The organism is Paenibacillus sp. ACRSA (genome assembly GCF_022346845.1).
Taxonomy (GTDB): Bacteria; Bacillota; Bacilli; order Paenibacillales; family Paenibacillaceae; genus Paenibacillus.
In genome coordinates this window covers 821,203-839,427 of the sequence record NZ_JAKRNP010000001.1, presented here as the reverse complement: position 1 = coordinate 839,427, position 18,225 = coordinate 821,203, and the positions used below count along the sequence as shown (strand labels likewise).

Genomic DNA, 18,225 nt, shown 5'->3' with positions numbered 1-18,225 from the left:
TTTGTTACCACTTTTATCTCCTTAAGTTAGTAGAAGGGAGGCTCCGTATTCTCCGAACGTTGATTGAATTTAATCATGGAACGGTTATGTAGGTGTGCATAAACTATTCATTTAAATGGAGGTTGGACATGCTTATGAAGATTAAGAAATTAGGCATTCATAGCTTAGCTCTCGTTTTGTTGGCTTCAGTGGTCTTCTCTGGATGGGGTTCTAAGGCATCAGCGGCAACACCAATTACTTCGGACTTCAGATCACTGCCGGCTTCGCAGATCGTTTATGAGATGGGTGCAGGATGGAACTTGGGGAATTCATTGGAGGCATCAGTCAATGGTACACCAAGCGAGACAGCATGGAATAATCCTACCGTTACTCCAGAGTTGATCAAGAAGGTTAAGGCAGCGGGTTTCAACACAATCCGTATCCCAGTGTCCTATTTGAGCCATATTGGAAGCGCTCCCAACTATACGATTAATGCAACATGGTTAAATCGGGTAAAAACGGTTGTGGACTACGCTTATAATGAAGGGCTCTATGTCATCATTAACATCCACGGGGATGGTTACAATTCCGTTCAAGGTGGATGGTTGCTTGTGAACGGTTCGAATCAAGCACAGATCAAAGAAAAGTATCAACGTGTATGGCAACAAATTGCCAATAAATTCATTAATTATGATGAGCGACTTGTTCTGGAGTCCATGAATGAAACATTTGACGGGAATTACGGTAATCCTAATCCTACCTACTATGCGAACCTCAATGCTTACAATCAGATCTTCGTGGATACTGTTCGGAAAACTGGGGGAAACAATAGTGCTAGATGGCTACTGATCCCAGGTTGGAATACGAATATTGATTATACAGTAGGCAACTATGGTTTCGTTGTGCCGACAGACACGTTTAGATCATCGACTATTCCGAGTTCAGAAAAAAGAATTATGATCTCGGCACACTATTATTCTCCTTGGGATTTTGCAGGTGAGGAGAATGGTAACATCACGCAATGGGGCGCAACAGCGACCAATCCATCCAAGAAGTCTACCTGGGGACAAGAGGATTACTTGGAAGCACAGTTCAAATCGATGCATGATAAGTTTGTGACACAAGGCTATCCTGTGGTCATTGGTGAATTCGGCTCCATTGATAAAACATCATATGATTCTACCAACAATACGTACCGTGCCATATTTGCAAAGGCTGTTGCGAAAACAGCCAAAAAGTATAAAATGGTGCCTGTATACTGGGACAATGGTTACAACGGTCAGCATGGATTCGGCTTGTTTAACCGATACAACAATACGGTAACTCAGCAAGGAATTATTAATGGAATTATGCAAGGTATGCAATAATTCGTTGTTTGGCGAGATGAATGCAATCGGCGCGCTCCTGATAGAAGGAACGCGCCGTTTTTAGGTTTTTTGAAGCCATATAATGGCGATCATATCGTTAATAAACTAGGTGTTGGTATCCGTCAATGCAGGAACGTTAATCTCTTTCACACAGGCAGCGTTGGATAGGCTAACGATACACTTCACAATGGAGACCATGTCCTGAAGCGGGATGCGTGTTCCGTTATATTCCTCAAGTGCTCGCTGGGCCCCTTGCTCATAAGGAATCTCGGCCGCAAGCTCCCCAGGGTTAATACACGTTACAGCAATGCCGTCCTGTCTGGTGTGTTCTCGTAGTGCTTCTGTAATTCCACGAATAGCAAATTTGGAAGCGACAAATGAAACCTGTGTATTATTGGCATTGTTAAGTCCCGCTGTTGAACCGATGAGGATGATCTTTCCTCCTGAAGATTGGCGCAGATGCGGCAATAAGGCCTGAATACATACAATCGTTGAGGTGATATTCACATGGATCAGCTGACTAATATCCGCAGGCTCATCCCGATCGAACGAATAATGATCCTCGAAGCCTTCCTTTTCCCAGATTCCCACATTGTAGATGAGAACATCTGGTCTTTCGTTTTTTAACTGATCCGTAACAATGGTAGCCGCATTTTGATTAGCAAGATCGGCCTGAACCCATATTCGCTCTACACCATCCTTCAACTTCAGACTCTCGGGTTTACTTCTGGATACAACCCAAACCTTATCACCTTTCTGAGGCACACCTCTAACAAAGGCATCTCCTAACCCCTTACTCGCACCAAATACAAGGTAACTTTTCATCTTCATGCCTCTCTTTCTTGTATGTATAAGATATTAATTTCTAAAAAAGGATTACAGGTTTTACTATATCATCTAGTGATATATAGCTCCAAATTTTGCAAGAAACAATGGTAGTTTTACTGACGGAGGAATGTTAATGTATTCATTCACAAATTAAACTTAACACTGTAAAGATGATATGATACAATCTTTACAGTGTTAAGTTATTGAGAAGGGAGGACTTAGATTTTATGAAGGAAAAGCCGTATCACCATGGCAATCTGCGAGGTCAACTGATTGAAGCAGGTATTCGACTGATTAACGAGGATGGCTTAAAGAGCTTCTCGCTGCGTCGGGTTGCTGCAAAATGCAACGTTAGTCACACCGCGCCCTATAGTCATTTTGAAAATGTGGATGAACTACTTGCTGCTATGGGGGAGCATGTGACAGCACAATTTATGGACAAGCTTCACACCTCCATTGATGGACAGGAGGACAGCCGCGAAGCCGTCTCCTTGTTGGGTCAGGCGTACATTGATTTTTTTGTGGATCATCCACCTTATTTTCAGTTCTTGTTCTATCATTCTAAAATCTCAATTAATCTGGATAACTATGACCAAGATGATTATCCGCCGTTTGTACTGTTTCGCACGACTGCATATCGTATGTTTCGTTCCGTCGGCCTTCCCGAGGAGCAATGTCCACAACAGTTAATTGCATTGTGGGCGATGGTGCACGGCATAGCTTCGCTACTCACTAACAATGGTGTTCGTTTCTCTGGAAATTGGCGTGATTATATCACGATCCAAACCCCATTTGAGGAGGGAAAATAATGAAAATGCTAATTCACGATTTGCCTGAACAGCAGTTGAGTCAGATCTATAATCCTACAGATGCTTTGAAGCTGGACGTTGTCACCAACAATGGCTCCATTCGGAAGTGTGTTGGCTGTTTTGGATGCTGGACCAGAACACCTGGCGTATGTATTATAAGGGATGAATATCAGCACATGGGAGAACGTCTCTCCAAAATCGATGAGCTGATCATTGTCAGCGAGTGTATGTATGGAAGCTATAGCCCTTTTGTGCTTAATGTACTTAACAGAAGTATCTCTTACGTGTTGCCTTACTTCGTTACGAAGAATGGGGAAACTCACCATAAGCAACGGTACAAAAATCGCTTCGCCTTGTCTGTCCATTTTTATGGTGAAGACATTATGGAAAATGAGAAGGAAACTGCGAAGAAGCTTGTTGCTGCCAATAGTCTTAACTGGGCTTCTACCAATAACAGTGTGTTCTTTCACACACATGCCCAAGATGTGAGGGGGATGCTGCAATGAAAATCGCGATGATTAACGGAAGCCCCAAAGTAAGACAAAGTAACTCTGCCTTCATGCTGCAAGCTTTGGAGCCTCTTATCCATGAAGAGCATGAAGTTACACACTTCCCGATTCGCCAGAGAGCACTTACAGACGTACAGTACATTGAACTATGTGACATGGATGTACTGGTTATTGCATCGCCACTATACGTGGACGGCTTGCCATCCCATTTATTTAGTATGCTTGTGACCTTAGAGAAATTTATGAAAACAGAACGTAACAAGGATATTTATCTATATGTCATGATGAACAATGGGTTTTATGAGGGACACCAAAATCAAATTGCTATTGAAATCATTCAAAATTGGTGTCAGCGCGCAGGGGTTACCTTTGGACAGGGTCTTGGTCAAGGTGGCGGTGAAATGTTGGGATTTCTCGAAAAGGTTCCACTCGGCCATGGCCCTCTTCGGAATCTCGGCAGAGCCATACAAGAACTTGCACACCATATTAATACACAAGGGACAGGACAATCTCGCTTTTTCAGTCCAAACTTTCCACGTTTTGCATGGAAATGGGCAGCAAAGCGCTCCTTTTGGGAAGCTACCGCCAAGAAAAACGGTTTGAAGAAAAAGGACATGTTGCGGAGATTGTAGAGTCAGACATAAGGAACAGCACGTTAGATTACATAAAAAACCGAACAAGTAGACACGAAAAAAAGTCTTAAACTGCGGCTGTTTCCATATAATTTACTGGGAACAGTCGTTTAGTTTCTTCTGGAATTGATTTTGGTTAAGACACAAAGAGTCAACCTGCGGATAACAATGAAATAACTTTATTGTTGCACTAGCATTATTTCTTCTCCTTGCTGTACATAATCCAGCCTTTTATAGCTAAGCACTGGGTGCAGACTGTTATTGTTTATTGATAACGGTGAATGTGCCCACTGTCTTTTGTCCGCACTGTTGGCTTATTGTTCCGATATACAAAATACCTCCAGAGTTAGAGGTTCATAAAAAAGGAGGGATGGAGAAAATGAGTATTTTATCAACTGGGTCGGTAGAAAACAGCCCCGTTTCAGGCGTTAGACCGACACAACAGGTAACGATTAGATTGGTAAATCGCGCTACTGTAGATTCTGTAACAGTTTATTTGCAAGGTTATGTAATAAGCACAACAAGGACGCTGTATGTGCATGAAGCAATCAGTATTGCACCTAACGAAGTCGTGAGCAAAAATTATTTCGCAGATTTGGATGCTTTTGAGTTTGTTTTTGAAACTAGTGCGGAAGGTGTGGGGGAAGTAGGGATTTCAGTATGGGGCAAACAAGCGTCTGGGCAATTAGTTGATGCACACCGAATAGTGGTACACGAAAACATAGTTAAGGATATCTAGCAAAAGGGATTCACTCACAAGAGGAGGATGTGGCGATGAGTTTTTTGTCAACAGGACCAATAGAAAATAATTCCGTTAACGGTGTAAGACCGACTCAGTCGGTTACGATCAGAATTGATAATCGAAGCGATACCGTAACTTCAACCATACAACTACAAGGATACTATATGACTGATGGATCCAGGATTCTATATGTCAGTGAGTCGTTCGACATTGCACCAAATCAAGTGATAACCAACAATTATTTTGCTAATTTTGATGCGTTCGAGTTTACCTTTACAACAACAGCGGTGGTTAATGATCCTGTTCAAGTATCCGTATGGGGAAAAAGCAGCACAGGCTCTTTGGTAGCAGCTCATCGTTTGGTTTCTTCAGAATTGATAGGTGTAATCCCAAGCATCACCGGCGCAACCGGGTCTACGGGATCTACAGGAGCAACAGGCACGCCAGGTACGGCGGGTACGACAGGAGTAACGGGAGCGACAGGCACACCGGGTACAACGGGAGTAACAGGAGCAACAGGCACACCGGGTACAGCTGGGGTAACGGGAGCAACAGGCACACCGGGTACAGCTGGGGTAACGGGAGCAACAGGCACACCGGGTACGACAGGAGTAACGGGAGCAACAGGCACACCGGGTACAACGGGAGTAACAGGAGCGACAGGCACACCAGGTTCAACAGGAGTAACAGGCACGCCAGGTACGACAGGAGTAACAGGAGCAACAGGCACACCGGGTACGACGGGAGTAACGGGAGCGACAGGCACAGCAGGTACAACAGGCGTGACGGGAGCGACAGGCACACCGGGTACAACGGGAGTAACAGGAGCGACAGGCACACCAGGTTCAACAGGAGTAACAGGCACGCCAGGTACGGCGGGTACGACAGGAGTAATGGGAGCGACAGGCACAGCAGGTACAACAGGCGTGACGGGAGCGACAGGCACACCAGGTACAACGGGAGTAACAGGAGCAACAGGCACACCGGGTACCACGGGAGCGACAGGTGCAGCAGGTTCTGGAGCGATCATTCCGTATGCATCAGGACTTCCAGTCGCGTTGACTACGGTGTTGGGTGGACTTTTAAATACTTCCAGTTTAGTTGGCTTTGGCAACAGCGCTATAGGAATAAGTATTAACGGAGGCATTATTGATCTCACAGGCGCTGCAGGAACCTTGCTTAACTTCGCTTTCTCAGCATCTCGTGCAGGAACGATTACTTCACTGGCTGCTTATTTCAGCACGACAGCAGGGCTTAGCTTGGTTGGATCTACAGTAACCATAACTGCACAACTGTTCCGTTCTACTGCACCTAATAACTCCTTTACGGCTGTACCTGGTGCATTGGTAACCTTGGCTCCTCCACTGACCGGTGTTTTGACACTGGGCACAATATCCAGTGGATTGACTACAGGGCTAAGCATTCCGGTAGCTGCAGGTGACCGCCTACTTATGGTGTTCTCGGCATCAGTTACAGCAGGGATTGATGTGGCCACAACCGTAGCCGGATATGCAAGCGGTGGCCTTAACATCACTTAACAGAATTTCACGCTTTGTATCCGATCCATAAACAGGAGCACCTTGCGGATTGCGGTGAGGTATACGAAGTAATGTACTCGGTATGCACCTCTATAATAGACAGAGAAAAGCAAGTCGATTACTCTGTCTATTATAGAGGGGTTTTTGTTTGGACGGCCTCTAACGTTTTCCAAATAGCAGCTTAAGCCAGCAAAAGACGAAGGAGGATATGGTTCATGCTTTCATTGGAACCAGAACGATTAGACTACCGGATTTCTACAACCGAGATGGAGGTTCGTTATACAGAACAGAATGGCGTGAATATTAACGTTGATGTTACACCGCTCGAAGAATCCGGAGAAATGAAGTATCACCAGATGCAGCTGAATTTTTCCAATGTGGCTGAGCTTCGGTGTATTACACTTAATTTCTATGAGGCCAACTACGATGCTTACGAGTTAATCGGGACTAATCCAGATACAGGGGTATACCAGGTATACACTTCGGAGTGGCTTGTACAAGAACGGGGGAAATACGATCCAAGGAATCGGTTGCAGCTGAGGCATTATATTGTGGTCGGTTATGACAGCTATGTTGAGTTGCTGGCTTCTACATACACTGTTGATATTCAATGAGGATATTTAATAATAAAGATATGTGTATAAGCCCGCGATGATCGCGGGCTTATGCTTGTTCATCCTCTCCAGTACCGACTGGATTCTCGTCTAACGAGTTCAATGAATATGAATTTTGCCTAACTCCTATTGCCAGCAAGTCACCAAAGCAAAGGCTCAAAGAAAGCCATGATAACAAGGTGCTTGTATCAGGGGAACTAGTTATATATTTCAAATGTGCAAACCGTCATCTTATCATTCGTCCTTCAGCCAATGTATGCAAGTTATTGGGAATGTTCAAGGTAGTCGATGTATGCATCCCATGTGCCGTTATCTGTGGTGACCACCAGCTTAACCTCCTGATTCCCTGTGGCATGGGTAACGTTCGACAGTGTCTGTACTGTGGGTTGGGTTCCAGTGAAGTAGAAGGAGCCAGCTGTTACTCCACCAATCACCAGATCGACGCGGGCGGTATTATTGTTGTTGGAAGCTCCGCGGACAGAAAAGTTGTGGGTAGGAAAGGCAAAATATTGATTATATGCCGCATAATCATTATTTGCATATAGAGCTACACCATTAAAAGGAGAGCTGATCAGGCCAGCATAGGGGCCACCGATGGTCATCGTTTCAGTCTCATAACGGCTCACGACGGGATTGGGGTTAGGATTGTTGCCTGAGCTCGATGTAAATTGCCAGTAATCCAAGTTGAACAGGTTTCCGTTTCCCGTGCCGGTAAAGACAAGATACAAGTGATGCATACTCGTAGCATTGGTCACATTTGTCTCTAGCTCTTTCCAAGTCTGAGAACCACCAGTTGAGCTTACGTTCAGCGTTCCAACTAGAGGCCCTGTTGGGCTATCCAGTCGTACCTCGATTTTACCACTTCCGGTGGAAGCGACATTGGCCTTGAATTTCGAAGCACCCGCCGAGCCAAAATCAACATTACTCACGGCAATCCAGTCTCCATCATGAATGTTTGTTACGTTCTGGTTAGCGACCGGGCCACCGCTTGCTTGGCTTGTTTCAGTTGTAATTCCCGCTTGCCAGCCAATGGTCTCAGCTTCTACACGTACATACGGATTTACGTTAGCAATCTGAGGAACACCAGCCATGTTGCCTTGTACCTCCTGAATGGTTCCATTCGCGTTGTGTGTCAGTTTATTGATATGCGTCGAACGATATCCTTTGCCATCACCGAGAAAAGCTTTGCTAACTGTTTGTGCGTGATAGGCGACATACCATTGATTGTTGAACTGGAACACGGCATGATGGTTATTCCCACCTACGCCGAAGAATGTTGCTGGATTTTTGAGAAAATGTCCTTGATACGTAAAAGGACCCATTGGACTGTCACTTACCATATATCCGATTTCACCTTTTGGGTATGCCGCAGGATGTGTCCCCGCAAAGTTGATGCAATAGGAGTAATAATATTTGCCATTGTATTTGTGGATGCCCGAATCCTCAAACATATAAGGAGCATCAATCGTTACAGCACTACCTACCACGCTGATCATATCCGCGCCGAGTCGGATCACCCGAGCTGTCTTGGGATTGGCAATGGATGCTGCATTGTTGGAGTCTGGAATACCTCCACCCGCGTAGAGATAAGCCGAGCCATCGTCATCGACAAGAACAGCCGGATCGAATAACCAGGTTACTCCTGCCATACCGGGTGTGTTATGTGTCAGGAGTGCGCGTCCCAGTGGATCTGACCAAGGTCCAATAGGTGAATCACCTGTCAGTACACCGATGCCGCCACCGGAATTGGCGAAGTAGAGGAAGAATTTATCCTTGCCACCGATCGTGTTCTTCGCCATTGCTGGCGCCCAGGATTGGGTTGCCCATTTGGCTATACCTTGACCGTTATTAGCATTGTTCGCACCAGCTACCGGAATATAGCCATGGTCTGTCCAATTCACCAGATCGGATGAAGAGATTACATTGATTCTTCCGATGGTACTATACTGATTCTCTCTAATGGAGCCATCATTGTTATAGAGATAGGAATCACCCGTCATGTACACATAGACCCGATTATTATGTACGAGCACATACGGGTCAGCTCCCAATTTATGATCGATAAGGGGGTTGGCGTTTCCAGGAAGCTTGGCAAGTGGAGCATTGGCTGCATGGCTTGACTGAGCGGGGAAGAGGAGCAGCACCAGAAGAAATGACATTAGCATGGCAAGGGGTTTACGGATCATACGTTTCGCCTCCATAAGTTAAAATGTGAAAACAGGAATGATCTCACTTCACCTCCGTTGTTTAGGTTTTTTTTCGTCTGGGGATCTCAGGTGCGTCATCTATGGCTCAAGCCATACGACATGCTCAGCGTGTACATATCCACGACGGCAATGGACAGCTATAACCCAACAGTATTGTTGCATCACCAGACTTCGCTAGAAACGCTATAATCTGTCCGGTTGTTGGCTGCAATCGCTTTCAATACAATAGGTTAAATGACATCGGTTCATAAAATAAACTGAATTAATTGTAATTATTTTTCATATTTTCTTTATAATGTTTATTAACTTGACGCTATCATATCACATTTTTGCTAGAATACAATCACTTTTTATCTGATTTTGTAAACGTAACTTGATTAGAGAGAGGAGAAATTGAGATGGCGGAAGTACAGTCTTGGCGGATTCTAAATTAGAGTACTTGTTCGGTGCAATGATAAGGGGAAGAGTGATCGTGGCACATGAACAAACCCGCAAGAATTGCAGGCTGAAAGTGAATTGATTGACTTTTGACATATGCATAATGATCGTTGGTCAGAGTTCGCCCTGCGATATACCTGTTTCACTAAAAAGTCAGGGGAATGTCCCTTTCTATTATCAAAAGAATCAATTTGCGAAAGGCCATTGTGCTTGCGGCTTGTCCATCCTTTTGATAACTGGCTCAAGAGTAGAAGCTTATGATCTTGGGAGTTTACTAGGTGAACTGCTTCATAACTTTGCTAATAAACGCTCTACCCGCTTGACTCAGGAATTTATCAGATCGATAGATGATGCTGATATCCCCCTGATCTACAACCTCTCAATGATCTAAAAAAAATCGCCGAATTCTCCATGTGCAAAGAAGAGGTCTGTCCAGTATTCTAGTTTAAGTGATATTGATTCTCATTACTGAATACTGCATAGCGAGGAGATCCATTTAATGAAACGAAAAGGGTTGTATAACATGATGTCTGCAGCAATCGTATTGCTGTTGATCTTAATTATGACGGGATGTGGCACGCAAGCCGATAGTGGTTCATCCACTGGAAGCCAGACGGCTTCGTCGTCAACGGATACAGGAACTACAACGCAGGAAGAAGTGGCATCCACTGATGCTCCACAAACGAAATCTTTTACAGATCCTACGGGAACCAAAGAGATTCCTGTGCAAGCACAGCGTATTTTCTCAATCAGTGCAACGACGCAATTACTTGCCCTTGGTATTACGCCAGTAGGCGGACTTCAGTATGAGATTGATCAGGATTATTATCTCAAGAACGCGGCTAGTAAGGTTGAAATCGCTGGAGACTATCCACCTAATATGGAAGCTGTAACAGCACTTACGCCAGATTTGATCATCGCGTCTTCCTTTGTCGAACCGGACATCATTGCTCAATTGGAGAAGATTGCTCCGACGGTGGTCTATCCATGGGAAGATAATCTGTACGATCAACTGAGATATATCGGTGATATCGTTGGCAAGAAGTCAGAAGCAGAAGAATGGATTACGAAGCATGAGGCGAAGGTAGAAGAACACAAAGCCGAAATGAGCGACCTTGTTGGAGCAGATCAGACAGTAGCGGCTGTCGAAATATTTAAGGATTCCTTCCAAGTCGCGGGTACTCGCAACATGGGCTTTGTATTGCACGATCTGCTCGGATTAAAACGTATGCCATGGGTTCAGGAAGAGGTTGATAAAAGTGACGGCTTCGTTGTGTACACCGAGCCACAATCTCTAGAGAAATTACCTGAGCTTACTGCGGATTACTTGATCATTAAGGTGAACGACACCCAACCAGGTTCAACGGAATTTTATGGACAAATGAAGGAATCCAAGCTATGGCAAAACCTGCCTGCGGTCAAAAATGGCAACGTCTTCATTGTTCCGCATGACAAATGGTGGTCTTACACGTTATTCTCCACCGATGCTCTGCTGGATGAAGCGGTGGATTTGTTCAAACAACACAAACAATAAGGAAAAATAAGTGTAAAAGCTTCCTATGTTTAGGGGGCTTTTCTGCATGTCTAAATTATCGTACAATACAATGAGATATAGATGAGAATCGTTTTCATTTGGAGGAAGGTGAACAACTGTGGATTGGCAGAGCTTCGATTTACCCATGGATAACGTACGTTTACGGTGGATTGGGCTTGAAGTCCATACGTTTCATTCGGGTATAGAGCATCGGGTGTTCACTTCGGACAATTATGCATTATGGGTGATGAATGAGGGCGAAGGTATTGCTGTTGTGGACGAACAACGTTTCCCAATTGTTCCTAGCAGCAGCATTTTGCTTCTTCCTGGAACGGTCATAGAGTGGGAACAACAGCCAGGACAGATCGTACATGCACACAAACTGGAATTTGATGCAGACTGGGATGGGGAGACCGAGGAGCATCCATTGACCACCTTCGGAAATCGATTGGTTTCCATACAGCCTTTGGCTAATCTGATGGAATTACTAGATCAGATTGCCGATCTAAGAATGACCGAGAAAGGAATGGGGCGCTTCAAGAGGGGGATTTTGCTACAGGAAGTGATTTTTCAATTCGCAGTTAAGGCATGTGCGGATCAACCTGCCAATACAAAGGAGGCTGTGCTTCGAACCATTACTCATATCGAGGAAAATTATCAGCAACATTGGAAGGTGGGGGAGCTGGCTGCCATGGCCTGTGTTGGCACAAGGCAGTATAGCCATATTTTCCGACAGGTCACAGGAACAAGCCCGATGGATTATTTGCATCGCGTGCGAGTAGATCAGGCCAAACGTTTACTTCGCTCACCAAGCCGGGATATGCACGCGATTGCTACACAGGTTGGCTTCAAGGACGAATTTTATTTTAGTCGCAGGTTCAAACAGCAAGAAGGAGTATCTCCCAGCATTTATATGAAACAACGTGAGCCGCGTGTAATCGGTCTGCTATTCACCTCTCATTTGCTTGCGCTGGGTATAACGCCTATTGGAGCACCTGATTATCATTTGTACCGGAACGATTATGTTCGCCCTTATTTACCCGAGATTAGACCGTTTGGATGGGAACCGTACGACTTGGAAGCGATTCGTGGTATGGAGCCTGATCTTATTCTGGGATATGAGCATATGACGACAGGAGAATACGAACAATTCTCAACGATTGCGGAAGTGGTACGCATCCCTTGGCAATCTCAGGATGTATACCAACAGTTGGACAGCGTCTCTACTGTCGTTAACAAACGGAGTAGAAGTAGAGAATGGATGGAACAGCATAAGCTTAGAGTTGCCCAAACCAAAGAGCGACTTGCTTCCATTATTGGATTAAAAGATACGTATGCGGCACTGGTGATCGATGACACAGGCTTTCGTGTGGCAGGTAACCGGAATATGGGACATGTACTACATCGCTCCCTTCAGTTGAACCCTCATCCACTCGTGCAGCAATTCATTAATAATTATAACGGTCATAATGCTTTCTCGGACAAGCTTCCTTTCGAAGAACTCCGCAAATACGATGCGGATCGCTTGTTTGTCATGGTGAACGGGCAAAATCCGCATGCCGAAGCCGCTTTCCGTAAGCTGTGTCGTTCAGAAGTGTGGGGGAACTTAAATGTTGTTCGTAAGGGAAACGTACATCCGTTATCCTACGATAAATGGTGGATGTACACACCGCTGGCAGTCGATGGGCAGTTGGACGAGATCGTTAAGTTGGTGGAGAGCGGGGATTCAGGATTCATTTCATCGTAAATTTATAAAAAAAGCCCGAGTCCTTATTTGGAATCGGGCTTGGAGCAATTCATGGTTTATTGTGAAATATAATAAGCACTGTTCAAATTCGTGTTACTTTCGAATACCAGCACGTTACCATCCACCTCGTACCAGCGTACCATTTGTCCTCCGGTCTTGGTTGCATTCGGCGTTCCATAGACGGCAATGACATGCTTCAGTTTATTGATATCGAAGATAATATTTCGCAACGTACGGCCACCCGCATTGTATATAGAAGCTACATTTACGAGTAAGCCATCTTTGAAGATGAGATTAGTTCCATCATAATAATACCTGTTGGCTTCCGACAACGGCCTTGCGGCAGGTTTGCCATTTTCCATTGAATAATAATTCCCTGAATGATTTTCGATGGCCTCATACAGATCAGGGCGAGCGATAACATCTGCTTCTTTCAGATCTTTGGAGAAAACGTGGAGCACTTTGTATTCGTAGCCTTTACCTAAGAGGGAATTCAAGAAACCCCCAGCCATGCCCAGTTTTTCGTTCAGTGTCTCCAACGGTACGAAGGTCTGCCCAGCCCAGGTTAATACCGTTTTATCGGTTTTGGAGACGGTCATTTTGTACTTACCACGATTGATCGTGAATCCACTGGAAGTTTTGGACAATGTAGCATCCGCTGCCTTTGCAAAATCATTCACTTCTACGTACCATCGGTTGTCCTTCGTCAGGAAGGGGCCTTGGCCGGCATAACGCATCGGTTTGCCGTTTACGAGCATTTGTGGTGGAGCCTGCATGGAGATCAACTTCGATTGGTCGCCCGTGTAGCCACCTGTATCGGTTTGTACCAATTGGGAGTTTTCCATATTACGGGTGACAATTCCTGTTGGCACATGCAGGTAGTAATCTTTCTTTTCGGCTTGGAATAAAAGAATTGAATCGCCAACTTCCTTATATACTCCACCGCCGGTATCCGGAATATCGGATACAACTTTTGCTGTTTTTGTATCAACGATTCGTATCGTTTTTTCTTTGGCTGTTTGTTGATGAATCAGGACGTAACGTTTGTTCTTACTGAATCTTATGTAACTTGAAGCATCTGCGCGAGATAATGGCTTGATTGCTGTACTTGTAGCAGTCCGATAACCTACCATGGTATTTTCGTTTTTTGGATTTTTATAGGATACATAAGTTATTGAACCAATTTTATCTTCATAAAAAACATTTTTTGGTAGTGCGGCGGGAATCTTGCTTTTTGTTCGGGTTCCATCTGAATTCAAAATGTATGTTTCTACCGAAAAATTATTATTGCCGATTTTGGCGTGAACTTTTGGATCATTGGATATTTTTGTGTACTCGGTGTATCTTAAGGTTTGGTCGATTTCCTGTGGATATCCAGCAATACGCGCCAGCAGTTTGTTACTGAGCAGTGAATAGATTCGGATATTTCGTTCTTCATAGTTTATTTCTCCGTTACCTTCTTGCAACGTATATCCTCCAAAGTCATAATAAATTCGGAACGGAGGCCGGCTTTTTCCGAATGTTTGTACCTGATTCAACACGCTTAGAAGATTGCGTTCGAGATCATATTTATAGATAACATGATTGCTTACTGACTTCTTTTCACCTTTTGCATCTGGTTGTTTGTCTGTCGTTGAATCACAATAAATCGTAAAAGCTAGTGGACCTTTCTCTGTGTTGATCACATGTGTGCCAAAGCCCCAACCGCAGCCTGGATAAAATGTTTGCTTCAGCGCTGGATCATCTTTTTTGCGTGCACTCTCTAAGGATTGCGCATCTTTCGATACAGCCCGTGCCTGCTTTGGAAATTCATGAAGTTCAGTCTCCACACGACCGTCATCAAAATAAAACTTCGTTACACGAACCTGAGGTATAACTCTGGATGCTTCCTCCTCGTACTTGAATTCAAATTCGAATTCGGATTTGTACCGCTCTTGTGCTGCTTCTGCTTTTCCACCTGTAATCGATAGCAACCCACTAAACAAGATCATAGCTGCTACAGTTAAAAACCATGTGGTAAAGCGTCTAGTACTCTTTCTCATACTGCATCTCCCTATAATAGTATATTATTCTTTAACTTATCCATTATAAGAGAATTGGTGGATAATACCAACCATTCACAACGTATTATAATCCGAATCTAGTTTTGAATCTCAGGATGACGGCAGAATGAATCTACAATCGGCTTGAATTAGAACCAACCTGCCTCCTCAGTTCATTCCTTCAGCTCACAAAACCATCGGTCAATACAGCGAAGAGACTCTAGCTTCCTGCTTGTCTGTGCGAAGTTGTGCCAGCAGATCGTTCATCATTAAGCAGTTTAAAGTAGTTCCTCGATAACTATTTAATGTTTATCATTAAATAGTTGTTGTTTTTCGTGAAAAAATCATTTAGTATATATTGTAAGTTCACATGGAAAGGAGATTGTTCATGGACGGAATTGAATTCAAAGCCAAACCTGGCCTCAAAAGAATGCACGTCGCACTTATGATCGGATATTGGGGAGGAATTGCGCTGCTCGTTGCGTCGGTCTGTTTTAAACTATGGATCGGATTAAAGCCTCAGGAGCTGTTCACTGCAGAGAAGGGAATTGCGCACTGGTTTTTTTCAGTACCATTATCGGATACGGTGACGAATAGTGTCATGGTTCCTTTCACTTATTTTCAACCGATCAATCCTGATATGTTCGATGCCAAAACCGCTTATCTGGTCGTCACTTTGACCAATACTACGCTTATCTTCATTACTTACATCTACTCGATCGGCCAGATTCGCTATATAATAGGTAGCATACTTAGCGGAGGCAGTCCGTTTAGCCTGGCGAATGCCACGCGCCTAAGAAGGCTGGGAGTCGTCGTTATCCTGTATTCTTTGCTGGCGAAGTTGCTTCTCAACATCCTGATCTGCCTGTTCGTTACTCGTATCTTCTCTATTAATCTAGGCAGTATCTCTTTAATCGGAATTATCATCGGCATACTCGTGCTGTTCGTCTCCGAGATTTTCAAATATGGCGCTCTCCTGCAGGAAGAGCATGATTCGACTTTATGAGAATGGAGACTGATGACAGTGCCGATTATTATACGTCTCGACCGAGTTCTGGCCGACAAAAAAATGAAATTGAATGACCTGGCTGATAAGGTAGGGATCTCCAATGTCAATCTGTCCAATCTGAAAACGGGGAAAGTGAAGGCGATCCGCTTCTCTACTTTGGAATCAATCTGCGAAATCTTAGATTGTCAGCCAGGAGACATTCTGGAATTTGTTCCAGGCGATAGCGACAGCCGTGAAGTGGATTGAGAGTGCCTATTTACTCTATAATTGTTTCGGAGTATATCAGAGCACTATGTACCGAGGGGGAGACCACCCAAGCCCGAACACAAAGAACCCGCGCAGAGCACGGGTTCTTTGTGTTCAGTGTCTGTAGCTATTGCATGGTTACACAGCAGGCAGCCGTAGACTCCAAGAGAATATCAATGCCTGCACGCTCGAATAGGCTCAGGCACGGAAAGTGTATTCTGCTTGGCTCTGGCTAGCTGACTTAACTTCTCGACTTATGCATCGAGCTTTCCTCTAACGTATAATCCAATTGATATAGTCTTGTATCATTTCTTTACTTCGTGTTCGATTTATCTTATCCGGTTCCAGATACAAATTGAGAGCCATTCCATTAATAAAGGCATACAGTTTTTCTTGTTCCTTCTCTTCATCGGTTGTGCTCAGAAGACCTTCATTCTTTAAGTATAAAATGCAATTCTTGATTGCATTTTGGAGATCCTCATAATTGGCATCGAACCCTTTTTGTGTTTTTCCATAGGTTACAAATGCAAACCAAACCTCCATCTCCAATAATGTTTGTTCATCAGTCGGGACTAACTCAAGCAAGTATTCAACAATTCTTTCTTGAGGCGCAAGCTCTCTTCCATTCAGATTTCTTAGTCGAATAAGTACCTTTTCCTTAACTAACTCCATCGCAAACGCTAAAAGGCTCTCTTGTTTTGAAAAGTAATGTCTTAAAGCTCCTTGAGATAATCCGGCCTCCTTCGCAATCGTTCTTGACGTTGCATGATGAATGCCTTTCTCACTAATGATTTTCCAAGTTGCTTCAGCGATAATATTCTTCATTTTCTCATGATCTACGATTTTTGGCATACACACAGAATATCATATTATTTAACTCAACTGAAATAAATAAAGAGGGAAATGCGGCATGCAATTCAAAGGAGTGCAATTGGAATGAGTCAGCCATTCAAAGCAATGCTTCCAACATGGGGAAGGGCAATCGGATTATTGTGCATGAATATTATATTGGTTGCTGTATTGTGGTTAGTGTTGACCGGAAACTTGAATATAAGGTACACAGCTGATCGTGAGGCAGTGATTCCAATATGGCATAGTTTGTTGCCGTCACTCTTTGGCATTTTTCTAATCCGTGTGATCCCTTATAAAAGTCAATATCACCCTTTTATCCAACCAATGGAGAAAAAGCACTTGGTCGTTCAATCGATTATATTATTGTTGTCAGGCGTTTTATTTACGGTTTCTCTGATAACGATAGACCAGCAAGGATTACATTTCCAGCTATATTATTTGACGTTCAAGTTGACGACATTATTGTTCATCCCGTTGAGTTTATTGCTGATTTATCGAAAAACGACTGGCGGGCAGCAAGATAATATCTCTGCAAAGCCTCGCACCCACAGACACGTCATCGCACCACTAATCGTTGTTGTGGTGTGGTGTTATCTAAGGTTCTATTCCCCAGTTGCACAACCAGAAGCAGCAATCACTGCAACCGATACGACAGAATTACTTCTCCTGGTGTTGATTGGTTTTATGATCAATAACGTATTAGAGGAAGTTTTCTATCGGGTATGGCTGCAAACCCGGTTGGAGGCGTTGCTTGGAATATGGCCCGCCATATTACTAGTTTCAATACTATGGTCCATCTGGCATGTCGCCATTCAAGGATCTGGTCAGTGGGATATTGATGTGGCAACAGTGATTGCAAATCATGGGGTAACGGGTCTGTTTCTTGGTTATTTATGGGCTCGTTATCGTAGAGTATGGGTGATTATCTTAATTCATGGACTCATGAATGCTTCTCCTCATTTTCTTTTGCAGATCTTGCTTCATTGAGCGGGAAGAGCTGGATAAGTATGCCTGTGCTATTCTGTCAAACGAAGTTGACTATAAGTTAATTGTCCCCAGAATGATGTAGATTTTCATTCGTTATGAAAGTGAATGTGGCCTCACCCTCTACATGTTGATTCCATGTTCACGC

General features: G+C 44.0%; 16 protein-coding genes. 12 read left to right on the top strand and 4 right to left on the bottom strand.

From position 1 onward, the window contains the following. Positions 1-128: 128 nt before the first annotated feature. Complete coding sequence (locus MH215_RS03885) at positions 129-1,346, top strand: glycoside hydrolase family 5 protein (RefSeq protein WP_239288283.1); 1,218 nt, start codon at positions 129-131, stop codon at positions 1,344-1,346. 105 nt (positions 1,347-1,451) lie between these two features. On the opposite strand, the gene MH215_RS03880 is transcribed toward MH215_RS03885, so the two are convergent. Continuing rightward, positions 1,452-2,171, bottom strand: a complete 720-nt coding sequence (locus MH215_RS03880; protein ID WP_239288281.1) for an SDR family NAD(P)-dependent oxidoreductase — start codon at positions 2,169-2,171, stop codon at positions 1,452-1,454. Between the two features lie 230 nt (positions 2,172-2,401). Here MH215_RS03880 and MH215_RS03875 point away from each other — a divergent pair, with 230 nt between their 5' ends. The 6 genes from MH215_RS03875 to MH215_RS03850 all read left to right on the top strand — a co-directional run bounded on the left by MH215_RS03875 (position 2,402) and on the right by MH215_RS03850 (position 7,018). After that, entirely contained in the window at positions 2,402-2,983 is a 582-nt protein-coding gene (locus tag MH215_RS03875; RefSeq protein ID WP_239288279.1) for a TetR/AcrR family transcriptional regulator, read from the top strand. Continuing rightward, complete coding sequence (locus MH215_RS03870) at positions 2,983-3,489, top strand: flavodoxin family protein (RefSeq protein ID WP_239288277.1); 507 nt, start codon at positions 2,983-2,985, stop codon at positions 3,487-3,489. The genes MH215_RS03875 and MH215_RS03870 overlap by 1 nt, the downstream gene beginning before the upstream one ends. Then, the gene (locus tag MH215_RS03865) at positions 3,486-4,124 is read left to right on the top strand and encodes an NAD(P)H-dependent oxidoreductase (protein ID WP_239288276.1); all 639 of its coding nucleotides are present in this window, start codon (positions 3,486-3,488) and stop codon (positions 4,122-4,124) included. Before MH215_RS03870 ends, MH215_RS03865 begins: the two co-directional genes overlap by 4 nt. Before the next feature lie 379 nt (positions 4,125-4,503). Further along, complete coding sequence (locus MH215_RS03860; protein WP_239288275.1) at positions 4,504-4,863, top strand: hypothetical protein; 360 nt, start codon at positions 4,504-4,506, stop codon at positions 4,861-4,863. A gap of 35 nt (positions 4,864-4,898) precedes the next feature. Then, the gene (locus tag MH215_RS03855) at positions 4,899-6,404 is read left to right on the top strand and encodes an exosporium glycoprotein BclB-related protein (RefSeq protein ID WP_275445962.1); all 1,506 of its coding nucleotides are present in this window, start codon (positions 4,899-4,901) and stop codon (positions 6,402-6,404) included. A gap of 215 nt (positions 6,405-6,619) precedes the next feature. Next, a complete protein-coding gene (locus tag MH215_RS03850) occupies positions 6,620-7,018 on the top strand; it encodes a hypothetical protein (protein WP_239288273.1) in 399 nt (132 codons plus the stop codon). Between the two features lie 263 nt (positions 7,019-7,281). On the opposite strand, the gene MH215_RS03845 is transcribed toward MH215_RS03850, so the two are convergent. Continuing rightward, the gene (locus MH215_RS03845) at positions 7,282-9,204 is read right to left on the bottom strand and encodes a carbohydrate-binding protein (RefSeq protein WP_239288271.1); all 1,923 of its coding nucleotides are present in this window, start codon (positions 9,202-9,204) and stop codon (positions 7,282-7,284) included. A 958-nt stretch (positions 9,205-10,162) separates the two neighbouring features. Here MH215_RS03845 and MH215_RS03840 point away from each other — a divergent pair. Both MH215_RS03840 and MH215_RS03835 read left to right on the top strand, forming a co-directional pair. After that, on the top strand, positions 10,163-11,197 hold the full coding sequence (locus tag MH215_RS03840; RefSeq protein WP_239288270.1) for an ABC transporter substrate-binding protein: 1,035 nt from the start codon (positions 10,163-10,165) through the stop codon (positions 11,195-11,197). A 118-nt stretch (positions 11,198-11,315) separates the two neighbouring features. Further along, a complete protein-coding gene (locus MH215_RS03835; protein ID WP_239288267.1) occupies positions 11,316-12,944 on the top strand; it encodes a helix-turn-helix domain-containing protein in 1,629 nt (542 codons plus the stop codon). A 56-nt stretch (positions 12,945-13,000) separates the two neighbouring features. Here the strand turns inward: MH215_RS03835 and MH215_RS03830 are convergent, their stop codons facing one another. Next, the gene (locus MH215_RS03830) at positions 13,001-14,986 is read right to left on the bottom strand and encodes a hypothetical protein (RefSeq protein ID WP_239288265.1); all 1,986 of its coding nucleotides are present in this window, start codon (positions 14,984-14,986) and stop codon (positions 13,001-13,003) included. Positions 14,987-15,374: 388 nt separating this feature from the next. On the opposite strand from MH215_RS03830, the gene MH215_RS03825 reads away from it, so the two are divergent. Together MH215_RS03825 and MH215_RS03820 are read left to right on the top strand one after the other, a co-directional pair. Continuing rightward, on the top strand, positions 15,375-15,992 hold the full coding sequence (locus MH215_RS03825; protein WP_239288255.1) for a DUF2975 domain-containing protein: 618 nt from the start codon (positions 15,375-15,377) through the stop codon (positions 15,990-15,992). 18 nt (positions 15,993-16,010) lie between these two features. After that, positions 16,011-16,241 carry a helix-turn-helix domain-containing protein gene (locus MH215_RS03820; protein WP_239288253.1) on the top strand — a complete coding sequence of 77 codons (231 nt, stop codon included), beginning with the start codon at positions 16,011-16,013 and terminating at the stop codon, positions 16,239-16,241. 273 nt (positions 16,242-16,514) lie between these two features. Here the strand turns inward: MH215_RS03820 and MH215_RS03815 are convergent, their stop codons facing one another. Next, positions 16,515-17,093, bottom strand: a complete 579-nt coding sequence (locus tag MH215_RS03815; RefSeq protein ID WP_239288251.1) for a TetR/AcrR family transcriptional regulator — start codon at positions 17,091-17,093, stop codon at positions 16,515-16,517. Positions 17,094-17,177: 84 nt separating this feature from the next. Here MH215_RS03815 and MH215_RS03810 point away from each other — a divergent pair, with 84 nt between their 5' ends. Further along, entirely contained in the window at positions 17,178-18,080 is a 903-nt protein-coding gene (locus MH215_RS03810) for a CPBP family intramembrane glutamic endopeptidase (protein ID WP_239288249.1), read from the top strand. The last annotated feature ends 145 nt before the right edge of the window (positions 18,081-18,225 follow it).

Excerpts from the sequence above, each read along its gene's own strand:
- MH215_RS03885 (WP_239288283.1), top strand. The coding sequence starts at position 129 with ATGCTTATGAAGATTAAGAAATTAGGCATTCATAGCTTAGCTCTCGTT.
- MH215_RS03880 (WP_239288281.1), bottom strand. The coding sequence starts at position 2,171 with ATGAAAAGTTACCTTGTATTTGGTGCGAGTAAGGGGTTAGGAGATGCC.
- MH215_RS03875 (WP_239288279.1), top strand. The coding sequence starts at position 2,402 with ATGAAGGAAAAGCCGTATCACCATGGCAATCTGCGAGGTCAACTGATT.
- MH215_RS03870 (WP_239288277.1), top strand. The coding sequence starts at position 2,983 with ATGAAAATGCTAATTCACGATTTGCCTGAACAGCAGTTGAGTCAGATC.
- MH215_RS03865 (WP_239288276.1), top strand. The coding sequence starts at position 3,486 with ATGAAAATCGCGATGATTAACGGAAGCCCCAAAGTAAGACAAAGTAAC.
- MH215_RS03860 (WP_239288275.1), top strand. The coding sequence starts at position 4,504 with ATGAGTATTTTATCAACTGGGTCGGTAGAAAACAGCCCCGTTTCAGGC.
- MH215_RS03855 (WP_275445962.1), top strand. The coding sequence starts at position 4,899 with ATGAGTTTTTTGTCAACAGGACCAATAGAAAATAATTCCGTTAACGGT.
- MH215_RS03850 (WP_239288273.1), top strand. The coding sequence starts at position 6,620 with ATGCTTTCATTGGAACCAGAACGATTAGACTACCGGATTTCTACAACC.
- MH215_RS03845 (WP_239288271.1), bottom strand. The coding sequence starts at position 9,204 with ATGATCCGTAAACCCCTTGCCATGCTAATGTCATTTCTTCTGGTGCTG.
- MH215_RS03840 (WP_239288270.1), top strand. The coding sequence starts at position 10,163 with ATGAAACGAAAAGGGTTGTATAACATGATGTCTGCAGCAATCGTATTG.
- MH215_RS03830 (WP_239288265.1), bottom strand. The coding sequence starts at position 14,986 with ATGAGAAAGAGTACTAGACGCTTTACCACATGGTTTTTAACTGTAGCA.
- MH215_RS03825 (WP_239288255.1), top strand. The coding sequence starts at position 15,375 with ATGGACGGAATTGAATTCAAAGCCAAACCTGGCCTCAAAAGAATGCAC.
- MH215_RS03815 (WP_239288251.1), bottom strand. The coding sequence starts at position 17,093 with ATGCCAAAAATCGTAGATCATGAGAAAATGAAGAATATTATCGCTGAA.
- MH215_RS03810 (WP_239288249.1), top strand. The coding sequence starts at position 17,178 with ATGAGTCAGCCATTCAAAGCAATGCTTCCAACATGGGGAAGGGCAATC.